At 69.8% G+C, this 11,879-nt stretch carries 10 protein-coding genes; 9 read left to right on the top strand and 1 reads right to left on the bottom strand.

Annotated features, from left to right (window positions below; translation table 11 throughout):
- Positions 1 to 115 precede the first annotated feature (115 nt).
- Positions 116 to 691, top strand: a complete 576-nt coding sequence (locus N803_RS17670; RefSeq protein ID WP_052112355.1) for an SPFH domain-containing protein — start codon at positions 116 to 118, stop codon at positions 689 to 691.
- Entirely contained in the window at positions 688 to 2,337 is a 1,650-nt protein-coding gene (locus tag N803_RS15230; protein ID WP_084764591.1) for a potassium/proton antiporter, read from the top strand. Before N803_RS17670 ends, N803_RS15230 begins: the two co-directional genes overlap by 4 nt.
- On the opposite strand, the gene N803_RS15225 is transcribed toward N803_RS15230, so the two are convergent.
- A complete protein-coding gene (locus N803_RS15225) occupies positions 2,256 to 3,542 on the bottom strand; it encodes a DUF1479 domain-containing protein (RefSeq protein WP_035906895.1) in 1,287 nt (428 codons plus the stop codon). The genes N803_RS15230 and N803_RS15225 overlap by 82 nt on opposite strands.
- A 106-nt stretch (positions 3,543 to 3,648) precedes the next feature.
- On the opposite strand from N803_RS15225, the gene N803_RS15220 reads away from it, so the two are divergent.
- The 7 genes from N803_RS15220 (at position 3,649) to N803_RS15190 (ending at position 11,861) form a co-directional block, all read left to right on the top strand.
- Positions 3,649 to 4,803, top strand: a complete 1,155-nt coding sequence (locus N803_RS15220; RefSeq protein ID WP_035906892.1) for an ROK family transcriptional regulator — start codon at positions 3,649 to 3,651, stop codon at positions 4,801 to 4,803.
- A gap of 158 nt (positions 4,804 to 4,961) precedes the next feature.
- Complete coding sequence (locus N803_RS15215; RefSeq protein WP_035906890.1) at positions 4,962 to 6,428, top strand: uracil-xanthine permease family protein; 1,467 nt, start codon at positions 4,962 to 4,964, stop codon at positions 6,426 to 6,428.
- A 28-nt stretch (positions 6,429 to 6,456) separates the two neighbouring features.
- Positions 6,457 to 7,323: an FAD binding domain-containing protein gene (locus N803_RS15210; protein ID WP_035906888.1), complete on the top strand. Its 867-nt coding sequence runs from the start codon at positions 6,457 to 6,459 to the stop codon at positions 7,321 to 7,323.
- Positions 7,323 to 7,841, top strand: coding sequence for a (2Fe-2S)-binding protein (locus N803_RS15205; RefSeq protein WP_035906886.1), 519 nt, complete (start codon positions 7,323 to 7,325; stop codon positions 7,839 to 7,841). The genes N803_RS15210 and N803_RS15205 overlap by 1 nt, the downstream gene beginning before the upstream one ends.
- Entirely contained in the window at positions 7,838 to 10,261 is a 2,424-nt protein-coding gene (gene cutA, locus N803_RS15200; RefSeq protein ID WP_035906885.1) for an aerobic carbon-monoxide dehydrogenase large subunit, read from the top strand. Before N803_RS15205 ends, cutA begins: the two co-directional genes overlap by 4 nt.
- Positions 10,258 to 10,929, top strand: coding sequence for an SRPBCC family protein (locus N803_RS15195; RefSeq protein WP_035906884.1), 672 nt, complete (start codon positions 10,258 to 10,260; stop codon positions 10,927 to 10,929). The genes cutA and N803_RS15195 overlap by 4 nt, the downstream gene beginning before the upstream one ends.
- Positions 10,929 to 11,861 carry a carbon-nitrogen hydrolase family protein gene (locus tag N803_RS15190; protein ID WP_035906882.1) on the top strand — a complete coding sequence of 311 codons (933 nt, stop codon included), beginning with the start codon at positions 10,929 to 10,931 and terminating at the stop codon, positions 11,859 to 11,861. Before N803_RS15195 ends, N803_RS15190 begins: the two co-directional genes overlap by 1 nt.
- Positions 11,862 to 11,879 lie beyond the last annotated feature (18 nt).

Below are 11,879 nucleotides of genomic sequence, written 5' to 3'. Positions count from 1 at the left end.
ATGTGGGTGGTGGCCCCGATACCGTCCCATGGCACCGCGGGAGAGTCTGGGTGGGCGGCGGGAGTGCACTCGCAGGGGCCTCCCGCCGCACCAGCCGTCGGACGGGAGGTGCTGCGTGGAGACCGGCCTCGTCTCGTGGCTCCCCGTGCCCGTCGCCGCGCTCGTCGTGGGTGCCGTCGCATCCGTGCGCATCATCGGCGAGCAGCAGCGAGGGGTCGTCACGCGTCTGGGCCGCACCCATCGCGTCGTCGGGCCGGGAGTGTCGCTGCACCTGCCCCTGGTCGAGCGGGTCGCGACGGTGTCCCTGCGGCCCGAGCATGTCGTCCTCTCCGTGCCTGCCGTGACGTGCGACGGTGCCACCGTCCACATCGTCGGGATGGCCACGGTCGTCATCACCGACCCGGAGCAGGCCACCACCGCCGCCCCGGACCCCGCGTCGGCCGCCGTCGTGGCCCTCGAGGACGGCGTGGCCCGCGCGGTCGCCCGCCTCGCCCTGGCCGAGGTCCTCCCCGCGCGCGAGCGCCTCGAGTCGGACGTGCTCGAGGAGGTGAACGACACGATGGCCGCTCGGGGGACGCGGGTCGCAACGCTCGACCTGCGGGACTTCGAGACCCGGCTGACCGCGGGCCTGCTCGCGAGTGCCCGCCTCCCAGGCGACGACCGCCCGATGGGCAGCAGGACCGAACGGTGAACGCCGCGGACCTCAACGTCGTCGTCCTCGTGACGACGCTCGTGCTCCTCCTCGGCGTGGCAGCGGTGCGCGTGTCGAGCCGGGTCGGACTCCCGAGCCTCCTGCTCTATCTCGCCATCGGGCTGGCCCTGGGACAGTCCGGGTTGGGGCTGGGCTTCGAGGACTTCAACCTCACGATGATCCTCGGGTCGCTGGCCCTCGCGATCATCCTGGCCGAGGGCGGGTTCTCGACCCAGTGGGCGGTGGTGCGACCGGTCGCGAAGCTGTCGTTCGTCCTGGCCACCGTGGCGGTCGGGATCAGCGTGGCCGTCACGGCATCGCTGGTTCATCTCGTCCTCGACGTCGACCTGCGCACGGCATTGCTGCTCGGCGCAGTCGCCTCGTCGACGGACGCCGCGGCCGTCTTCTCGGTGCTGCGCGCGATGCCGCTGCAGCGGCGACTCCGGGCGGCGCTGGAGGCGGAGTCCGGCTTCAACGATCCACCGGTGATCATCCTCGTGTCGGTCGTCGCTTCCGACGCCTGGGGCGAGTCCGGCGTGGTGAGCATCGGGACGGCGATGCTCGTCCAACTGGTGCTGGGCGCGGGACTCGGGCTCGTCGTCGCCCGGGCCGGGCAGTGGGTGCTCGCCCGCAGCGCGCTGCCCTCGGCCGGGCTCTATCCGTTGGCCACGATCGCCATCGCGATGCTCGCCTTCGCCGTGTCGGGCGTGGCCGGGGGAAGCCCGTTCCTCGCCGTCTATGTCGCGGGACTCTGGCTGGGCAACGCTGCGCTGCCGCACCGACGCACGACGACGAGCTTCGCCGAGGGGCTCGCGTGGCTCGCCCAGATCGGGCTCTTCATCATGCTGGGGCTGCTCGCTTCACCGAGTCGGCTCGTGGACGCGATCATCCCGGCGCTCGTCGTCGGCGCTGCCCTGACGTTCGTCGCCAGACCCATCTCGGTGTTCCTGTGTGCCACGCCCTTCAGGGTTCCCTGGCGAGAACAGGCGTTCATGTCCTGGGCCGGGTTGCGCGGAGCGGTCCCCATCGTGCTTGCGACGATTCCCATGACGCGCGGGCTACCGGCCGCCGACCGAATCTTCGACGTCGTCTTCCTGCTCGTCATCGTCTTCACGCTCGTGCAGGGGCCGACGCTGCCCGGGCTGGCTCGGCGCCTCGGGGTCACCGAGGTGGAGGCGACGCGCGAGGTCGACATCGATGCCGCCCCACTGGAGGAGATGGACGTCAGCCTGCTCCAGTTCGACCTGCCACCGCGATCACGCCTGGCGGGGGTGGCGGTCTTCGAGCTCGCACTGCCGGCGGAGAGCGCCGTCACGATGATCGTGCGCAACGGGCGAATCTTCGTCCCGAACGCGAACACCGTTCTGCGCAGCCATGATCGACTGCTCCTTGCTACCTCCAACTCAGAGCGCGAGCGCACCGAACGTCGACTGCGGGCAGTGAGCCGGGCAGGTCGCCTGGCGGAGTGGCGCGGCGAGCACGGCGACCCCGTCCCGGCACCCGCATCGGCGCACGCCCCGGCGTCCGGCACGGCACCCGCCTCGGCGTCCGCCGCCCACGGGGATCAGTCGGTCATGCCGAGACCGCGACGACCGATCTCGTTGAGCTGGTCCGGCTGGAAGCGCCCCTCCCAGTCGCGCTCGTAGTGCTCCTCCGGGAAGTCGCCCGGGCTGGAACCGGTGAGGAACGCCTCCCGCACGCTCACGGCATACGCCTCATTGCGGGGACACCACGGTGCGGCGGGGATGTACATGACGTTGCCCCAGCCCACCTGGTCCTCGACCTCGGCGACGGAGTGGATGAGGTCGCAGTGCCACCACACGGTGTCGCCGGCCCGCACGTCCGGGATGCCGGAGACGGCCTCCATGAGGAGCGGGTGCCACTTCCACGAGATGGGGAAGGTCTGGTTGTGCGCGATGCCGCAGAGCTCGTCCTCGGGGACGTCGTCGAGCAGCGGCCGGAGCATGAGGTAGGCCATCGCCTCCGGAATCGGAACCGTGTGGAGGACGCCCTGGTCGTGCCCCATGTCGGAGAGGGCCGTCCAGCCCTGGAAGGTGCGGAACGCCGAGCACATCGTCGACGCCGGGTAGTTCACCGCATCGGTCCGGTGCGCGGCATCCCACGGGTCGTAGCTCTCGACGTCACCGGAGAAGAGATGCCGGAAGACCTGCTGGTAGCCCTCCGTCATGAAGAGGTCGATCGAGCCGGTGTCGAGGTGCGTCCCCAGGCCGGCCGAGTCGGTGCCCGGCGGGCGGCGGCGGATGCGGTCGGGATAGAGGGAGTCGCGGTGGGGGTCGAACCACTGGCGGCCCTCGGACTCGAACGTCCACTGGCTGTTGAGGAAGCCCTGGACGGCCGCCATCCGCGGGCTCTGGCGCGCCTCCATCTGGGGCTGCGACCAATAGATCGGGTAGATCTCGGGGGTGCTCTCGACGCTGGCGAAGAAGTCGTCGGCGGGGCCCGTGTAGTTCTCGAAGAAGTGGTTGCGCTCGACGTAGTCGACGATGTCCTGGTCCCACTGGAGCGCCTGCTCGTGTGGGAACGTGCCCCGGACGACGGCGCAGCCGCGCTGCTTGACCTTGGCGACGAGTTCGGCGGGGACCGTGCCGGCCTCGATGTCGGCGAAGTCGATGACGGGCCACACCTGTTCGCCCGCCTCGCGCTCGGCCTTGATCTGCTCCACGCGCTGAGAGATGCGGGCCTCGAGGTCGGCGAAGTGCTGCTCGACGGTCCGGCCGCTCTCCGCGATGCGGGAACGGAGTGCCCGCTTGATCTCGAAGATGGCGCCGGAGACGTCCTCGGGCTTGGACTCCCAGTGCGGGAGGGGCTGTGCTGCAACGTTCGCGGTCATCGTCGACCACTCCTTCGTTTTGGTTAGGAGTCCTCACTTGATTCGTGGAGGCGATCGTAGCGGCGCCCTCTGGTATTTTGCAAGGAGTCCTAACGAAAGGCCCCCGGTGACCGTCGACCTTCCCTCGCTCGGCCTGCTCCGCTCGCTCAGCGACCGGCACGTCCTGTCCGTCGTCGCCAGCGCGGGGCAGCTCACCCGCGCGGCAGCAGCCAGCGCCACCGGCCTCTCGAAGCCCACCGTCTCGCAGAGCGTCGCCCGACTCCTCGAGTCCGGCGTCCTCGTGGAGGGCGAACGGACCTCCGGTGGACGCGGGCGTGCCGGCACGTACCTGACCGTCAACGACGCCGCCGGCTGCGCCCTCGCGATCCAGGCCGGCCCCACCGGGGTGGTCGGCGAGACTCTCGCCCTCGACGGTCGGGTCCTCGCGACCCGCCGCAGGACGGTTCCCGTGCCCGTCACCGGCGGCGCACTGGGCTCGGCACTGCGGAAGGTATGCCGGTCACTCACCTCCGCCTCGCCCGGACCGATCCGCGCCGTGACCCTTTCGGTCGCCGACCCCGTCGACCGGCGCACGGGCAGAGTGGTCGAATTCCCGGCCAGCCCCTTCCTCGTGGGCGAGCTGGACCCCGTGGGCATCCTCGCCCCACTGCTCCCGGCCGAGGTGCACCCCGTCATCGACAACGACGTGAGCTGGGCCCTGCTCGCCGAGCGCACCCATGGCGTGGCCGCCGACACCGACGACGTCCTCCAGCTCTATCTCGACGAGGGCATGGGAGCCGCCATGTGGGTCGGTGGCCGCCCGCTCCACGGAGCCCGCGGCCTCGCAGGGGAGATCGCCTACGCACGCACGAGCACGACCGGCCGAGCCACGACGACGCCGACGAGCGGGACCCTCATGGACGCCGTCGAGGCCCTCGGCTACCTGCGTGAGGGAACCCGAGCCATCGACGTCGACGAGCTCATCGACGACCTCGACCGCGCCACCGGACAGTCTCGTCGCCTCGCCACCGCCATCGCCGAGATCACCGTGGCCCACGCCTATCTTCTCGACCCCGAACTGGTGGTGCTCAGCGGACGGTGGGGACGGCATACCGAAGTCGTCAACGCCGTGACCACCGCGATCGGCGACGCCGGCGGGGTCCAGGCCCGAGTCGCCACCGCGGAGGTGACCGAGGACGCCGCCCTCGTGGGAGCGCGGACAGCCGCACTCGGCGAGTTGCTCCGGACTTGGACTCCGGAGCCGCGGGCCGTGCCACGATGACCGAAGTGACAACGGTGTGACGCGGGCCACGTCGAGTTGCCAAGGCCCCTGCCGCTCCCCTGTCACGAATTGCCGAATGTCCACGGGGACACCGCGATTAGCGTCCTCGTATCCCTGACGACGTGTCCCTGCACGTCCCCCACTGAGGAAGGCACAACATGGCTCTCGGTCTTGGCTGGAAGGTGAAGGAGGGTGCGCTCGGTCTCGATGAGGTCGTGGCGCCCGACGAACGACTCGACTGGGGCCGCACCATCGGCCTCGGTGCGCAGCACGTCGTCGCGATGTTCGGGGCGACATTCGTCTTCCCGCTCGTCATGGGACTCAACCCGCAGCTCGCCATCATGATGAGCGGCATCGCGACCATCGCGTTCCTCCTCATCGTCCAGGGCCGCGTCCCGAGCTACCTCGGCACCTCGGCAGCCTTCGTCGGTGGAGTCGCGGCGATCCGCGCCCAGGGCGGCGACAGCAAGGAGGTCACCGGGGCGATCCTCGTGGCCGGCCTCGTCCTCGCCCTCGTCGGCCTGGCGATCCACTTCCTCGGCTCGGCCGTGCTGCACAAGGTGCTGCCGCCCGTCGTGACCGGCGCCGTCGTCATGCTCATCGGCTTCAACCTCGCACCGGTCGTCGCCAACATCTACTGGCCGCAGGACCAGTGGGTCGCGCTGTTGACGATGCTCTTCACGATCGTGTGCGCCGTGGCGTTCAAGGGCTTCATCAGCCGCATCGCCATCTTCCTCGCCCTGATCTTCGGCACCGCACTGTCGTGGGTCCTCGACAAGACCGCCGGCCAGATCAACTCCGTCCTCGGCGGCGCCACCGAGGCGACCGACCACTTCCGCTGGAACACGGCCGGCATCGGGGACGCTGCGTGGTTCGGCTTCCCGGCCAAGTCGATCTTCAACGCCGACGGCACCGAGGTCCCCGGCTGGCACACGCCGAGCTTCTCGACCGCCGCGATCCTGCTCGTCCTCCCCGCCGTCATCGCGCTCATCGCGGAGAACACCGGCCACGTCAAGGCCGTCGCCGAGATGACCGGCGCCGACCTCGACAAGGACATGGGCAAGGCCATCGCCGCTGACGGTGTCGGCACCGTGATCGCCTCGTCGGTCGGTGGGTCACCCACCACGACCTACGCCGAGAACATCGGCGTCATGGCCGCGACCCGCGTCTACTCGACCGCCGCCTACTACGTCGCCGCGATCGTCGCGATCCTCTTCGGCCTCTCGCCGAAATTCGGTGCCCTCGTGGCGTCCGTCCCCGGCGGCGTCCTCGGCGGCATCACCGTCGTCCTCTACGGCATGATCGGCCTGCTCGGCGCCAAGATCTGGAAGGAGAACGGGGTCGACTTCGCGAACCCGATCAACCTCGTCCCGGTGGCGGCCGGCATCGTCATCGGCATCGGCGACGTCAAGATGAAGTTCTCCGACGACTTCACGCTCAGCGGCATCGCCCTGGGCACGATCGTCGCCATCGGCGCCTACCACCTCGCCCGCGCCATCGCACCGGCCGACCTCCGCGACCGCGCGGACGGCTCCGGCGGCATCGGTGGCACGGCCATCGCCACGGGCGACCGTGTCTATGGCGACGAGGACGGCATCGACGACCTCTACCAAGACAAGCGCTGACCGACCGCTGAGGAGCTGACCCCCCGCCGTGAAGCCCGCCCCGTTCGTCCACCACTCCCCCCGCACCCTCGACGAAACCGTCGCAACCCTGGGTGAAGTGGGGCACGACGGCAAGGTTCTCGCCGGGGGGCAGAGCCTCATCCCCGTGCTCAACATGCGCCTGGCCCAACCGGCGCATCTCGTCGACATCAACCGGGTCGACGGTCTGGACGCCGTGACCGTCGCGGACGACTTCGTCCGCGTCGGCGCGACCGTCCGTCACGCTGCGCTCGAGAGAAACGACGACGCGTATGCCGTCCTGCCGCTTCTCCGTCAGGCGTTGCGGAACGTGGCCCACCCGGCCATCAGGAACCGCGGCACGACCGTCGGTTCGATCGCCCACGCCGACGCCTCCGGCGAGATGCCCTCGATCGCGGTGCTCACGAACGCCGTCATGGAGGTCGTCGGCCCGCGCGGTCGGCGTGAGGTCGCCGCCACCGACTTCTTCGAGGGTCCGCTCCAGACCGTGCTCGAGGCCGATGAGCTGCTCGAGGCGGTGCGCTTCGGCCGGTTCACCCCAGGGACTCGCACCGCGTTCCTCGAGTCGGCCCGACGACACGGCGATTACGCGTTGGCCGGAGTCGCTGTCGCCGTGGACGTGAGCGGAGACGGAGGTGACGCGGTCGTGGAGCGCGCGCGAGCGGCATACGTGTCCGTCACCGACGTGCCCGTCGTCATCGATCTCTCCGAAGCCGTTGCGGGACAGTCGATCTCGTCAACCTGGGACGCCGTCGAGGACCTCGTGCAGAGCGGAATCGCGCCCGAGGCCGACATCCATGCGAGCAGTGACTATCGCCGGATGCTCGCCGCCGAACTCACCCGCAGAGCGCTGGCCACGGCCGTGAAGGAGGCGTGATGACCACCATCGACGAGACCCTTCGGGTGCCCGTGACGCTCACCGTCAACGGCGTCGCCCACACCCGCACCGTCGAGCCCCGACGGCTTCTCTCCGACTTCCTGCGCCACGACCTGCGGCTCACCGGCACCCACGTCGGCTGCGAGCACGGCGTCTGCGGTGCGTGCACCGTCCTCGTCGACGGCGACCCCATGCGGTCCTGCCTGATGTTCGCCGTGTCCGCGCAGGGACACGAGATCACCACGACCGAAGGCCTCGGCACCCAGGAGGACATGGGCCCCGTGCAGCAGGCCTTCGTCGAGTGCCACGGACTCCAGTGCGGGTTCTGCACACCGGGATTCATCACGACGATCACCGCATTCATCGAGGAGAACCCCGACCCCACCGAGGCCGAGGCGCGCGAGGCCATCTCCGGCAACCTCTGCCGCTGCACCGGCTACCAGAACATCTGCAAGGCCGTCCTGCGCGCCGCCGAGATCCGCCGCCAAGGCGCGACCGAGGGCGGTGACGTACCGTGACCACCCGCCAGTTCGGCGCGCCCGTCAAGCGCAAAGAAGACCCCCGCCTCGTCACCGGCAACGGCCGCTACGTCGACGACCTCGGCCATGACGCCTGGGAGGCCGCCTTCGTGCGCAGCCCCCACGCCCACGCCCGCATCGTCGACATCGACGTGGACGGCGCGGTCGACGTCGACGGAGTCATCGCCGTCTTCACCCACGAGGACCTCGACGGCCCGGCCGGCGACCGCCTGCCACTGCTCATCCCCCACCCGTCGATCGAGGCCGGCCGCACCGGCTACGCCCTGGCCAAGGACGAGGTCAACCACGTCGGCGAGGCCATCGTCATGGTCGTCGCCCGGGACCGCTACATCGCCGAGGACGCCGCCCAGCGCATCGTCGTCACCTACGAGTTCCTCACGCCTGTCGTCGGCATCGCCACCTCGCGCGACGGCTCCGACCTCGTCCACGACGACGCGCCCGGGAACGTCGCAGCGCACCTCCTCCAGGAGGTCGGGAACGTCGAACCCGCGATGGCCGCCGCACCGCACACCCTGACCCTCGACCTCGAGATCGAACGCAGCGCCTGCATGCCCATGGAGGGCAAGGGTGTCCACGCGCACTGGGACTCCGACGAGCAGCGGATGCGCATCCACTCCTCCACCCAGACGTCCACCGGTGTCCGCGCCGCCGTCGCCGCCAAGCTCGAACTCCCCCTCGCGCAGGTCGAGTGCATCGCCCCTGACGTGGGCGGTGGCTTCGGCGTCAAGATCATGCACCCCTGGCCAGAGGAGGTCCTCGTCCCGTGGGCCGCCCGGCGACTCGATCACGACGTCAAGTGGACCGAGGACCGACGCGAGCACTTCACCTCGAGCGCCCACGAACGTGGGCAGCTCCAGAAGGTCACCGTCGGCTTCGACGACGACGGGCGGCTCCTCGCCCTCGACGTGAAGTTCTGGCACGACAACGGCGCCTACCTCCCCTACGGCGTCATCGTCCCGATCATCACGGCCACCCAGCTGCTCGGCCCCTACAAGCCACAGAACTATCGCGTCGAGTTCTGGTCGATGTACACCAACACCGTTCTCGTGACGCCCTATCGGGGCGCCGGGCGACCGCAGGGCTGCTACGCGATGGAGCGCACGATGGACGCCATCGCCGCCGAGCTCGGCATCGACCGCGCCGAGGTCCGCTCCCGCAACTTCATCCAACCGGAGGAGATGCCCTACGACCAGGGCCTGCTCTTCCAGGACGGTCGCCCGCTCAAGTACGACTCCGGTGACTTTCCCGCAAGCCTGGCCAAGCTCAAGGCTCTCGTGGGCTGGGACGACTTCGCGGCATACAAGAAGGAAGCCGAAGCGCAGGGCCGCAAAGTGGGCCTTGGCATCGGCTGCTACGTCGAGGGCACGGGTGTCGGCCCCTACGAAGGTGGGCACGTCCATGTCGAGACGAGCGGACGGGTCAACGTCGCCACCGGCCTCACGACCCAGGGGCAGGGCCACCAGACGATCCTCGCGCAGATCGTCGCCGACGAACTCGGCGTGTCGATCGACGACGTCCACGTCACGACCGGCGACACCCGGCGCATGCCGTATGCCGTGGGGACGTTCGCGTCGCGCGGCGCCGTGATGTCCGGCAACGCCGTGGCACTCGCCGCCCGTGCCGTGCGCGCCAAGGCCCTGCGCATCGCAGCCGACGCGCTCGAGGTGAGCGAGGACGACCTCCAGATCGAGGACGGCACAATCAGCGTCAAGGGCGCTCCCAACGCCTCGATCGCCCTCTCGACCGTCGCGGTCATGTCCAACCCGTTGCGCTACGCCTTCGACGAATCAGCAAAAGCCGCAACGCAATTCGCGGGCGCGTTCGACCCCGACAAGCCTCCCGTCGCCGATGACGACGAGCCAGGGCTCGAGGGCAAGGACTTCTACTCCCCCACCCAGGCGACCTTCGCCAACGGCATGCACGCGGCCATCGTCGAGACCGACCCGGTGACGGCCGAGATCAGGATCCTGCGCTACTGCGTCATCCACGACTGCGGCACCGTCGTCAACCCGATGATCGTCGAGGGACAGGTGCACGGCGGAGTCGCCCAGGGCATCGGCGGCGCCCTCTACGAGCGGATGGTCTACGACGAGAGCGGCCAGTTGCTCAACGCCTCGTTCATGGACTTCCTCATGCCCTATGCCTCCGAGGTGCCGCACATCGAGACCGACCACCTCGAGACACCGTCGCCGCTGAATCCGTTGGGAATCAAGGGCGCTGGCGAGGCCGGCACCATTCCGGTCACAGCGGTCATCGCGTCCGCGATCGAGGACGCCGAGGGATTCCCGATCCGTTCCATGCCGATCAGCCCGACCGAACTGTGGGACCTGAGGCGCCAGCACGCGCACGCAGGCGCATCCCCGACCAGCCAGACCAGCACCACCGAGGAGTCCGCATGAAGATCAACGGCACCGCGACGATGAAGGCGTCCCCGGATCAGGTGTGGGCGGCGGTTCACGACCCGGGCGTCCTCGCCCGCAGCATCCCGGGCTGCCAGTCGTTGCGCGAGATCTCCCCCGGACGCTACGCGATGACGGTCATGGCCGGGGTCGCCGCGATCAAGGGGTCCTACGACGGCGAGGTCGCCATCACCGACGTCTCCGAACCCGACCGCTTCACGATGAAGGCCGACGGCGCAGGTGCACCGGGGACGATCTCGACGACCGTCGACGTCAATCTCGCTCCCGCTGAGGGAGGCGGGACGCAGATCAGCTATGAGGCGGACGCTCTCGTCGGTGGTCCGATCGGCGGAGTCGGTCAACGGATGCTCGCCGGGGTCGCCCGCAAGATGGCCGGCCAGATGTTCACGGCGCTGGACGCCGACATCGCGGGTGAACGCGCGGCCGCAGCGCCGGTCGGCGCCGCCGGTTCGCCTCCCGAAGCAGGGGAAATGGCCGGTTCCTCCACGGGAGCCGCGGCAGAGACAGCCGGGCGCGTGTATGCCGGGTCGGCCGCTTCCGCTGCCGGCTCCGGCTCCAGCGGGCCGGGGTTCGTCCCGGGTGCCCTGTTCGGTGCCGGGGTCGCCCTCGTCGGCGTCGTCGTCGGCTGGCTCATCGGAGGTCGCTGATGCGCGCCTTCACCGCGGCCGCGATCCAGGTGGCGCCCGTGCGCGGCTCGCTCACCCCCCAGGTCGTCGACGCCAACATCGAGCGCTGTGTGGACTTCGTGCGCCGGTGTGTCGCCGAGACCGGCGCCGAACTCGTGGTCCTGCCGGAGTCGGCGACGACCGGATTCACCCCGGACTGCTCCACCGAGCAGTTGTGGGACCTCGTGAGCGAGTTGCCCGGCGCGATGTCGCAGCCGTTCCAGGACCTCGCCGAGGAACTCGGGATCGTGCTGTGCGTGGGCACCTACGAACGCGGCCCCGAGCGCGGCGTGGTCTACAACGCCTCGATCCTGTGCGACACCGACGGCGCCCTGCTGGGTGTCTATCGCAAGACCCACCCGTTCTGCACGGAGGCGGTGTCCGGCGGTGGCTGGGTGACCCCTGGTGACACGGTTGCGTTGTGCGACACCGCAATTGGGCGCATCGGGATGATCATCTGCTTCGACGGCGACTACCCGGAGCTGTCGCGCATCCAGGCCGTCCAGGGTGCTGAGGTCATCTGCCGGCCGTCGGCGCTGCTGCGCTCCGCCGACATCTGGGAGCTCACCTCGAGGGCTCGCGCCTACGACAACCACGTCTTCGTCATCGGCGCCAACGCGACAGGGATCGACCCCGCTGGCGTCATCTACTTCGGCAACAGCCACATCGTCACGCCCAACGCGACGATCGTGGCCAAGGCGGCTTCGCACGAGGGTTGGGTGACGGCCCGGCTCGACCCCGATACGGCGCTCTCGTCACTCACGCCGGGCTCGAACATCGCCCAGGGCTTCGACCACCTGCGCGACCGCAACCTCGATCTCATCCGCCGCCACCGCGAGGAGCTGGAGGCACCGGCGAAGACGTCGTTCCCCCACGGCGGGCCGCGCCCGGACCACGTCCCCGAAGGCGACTGACCCCGAGCCCTCGCTCTC

Origin of the sequence: Knoellia subterranea KCTC 19937 (assembly GCF_000768685.1) — a bacterium.
Lineage (GTDB): Bacteria > Actinomycetota > Actinomycetes > Actinomycetales > Dermatophilaceae > Knoellia > Knoellia subterranea.
The sequence above is the reverse complement of the archived record's forward strand: the minus strand, read 5'-3'. Positions and strand labels throughout refer to the sequence as shown.

Excerpts from the sequence above, each read along its gene's own strand:
- N803_RS15225 (WP_035906895.1), bottom strand. The coding sequence starts at position 3,542 with ATGACCGCGAACGTTGCAGCACAGCCCCTCCCGCACTGGGAGTCCAAG.
- N803_RS15215 (WP_035906890.1), top strand. The coding sequence starts at position 4,962 with ATGGCTCTCGGTCTTGGCTGGAAGGTGAAGGAGGGTGCGCTCGGTCTC.
- N803_RS15205 (WP_035906886.1), top strand. The coding sequence starts at position 7,323 with ATGACCACCATCGACGAGACCCTTCGGGTGCCCGTGACGCTCACCGTC.
- N803_RS15195 (WP_035906884.1), top strand. The coding sequence starts at position 10,258 with ATGAAGATCAACGGCACCGCGACGATGAAGGCGTCCCCGGATCAGGTG.
- N803_RS15190 (WP_035906882.1), top strand. The coding sequence starts at position 10,929 with ATGCGCGCCTTCACCGCGGCCGCGATCCAGGTGGCGCCCGTGCGCGGC.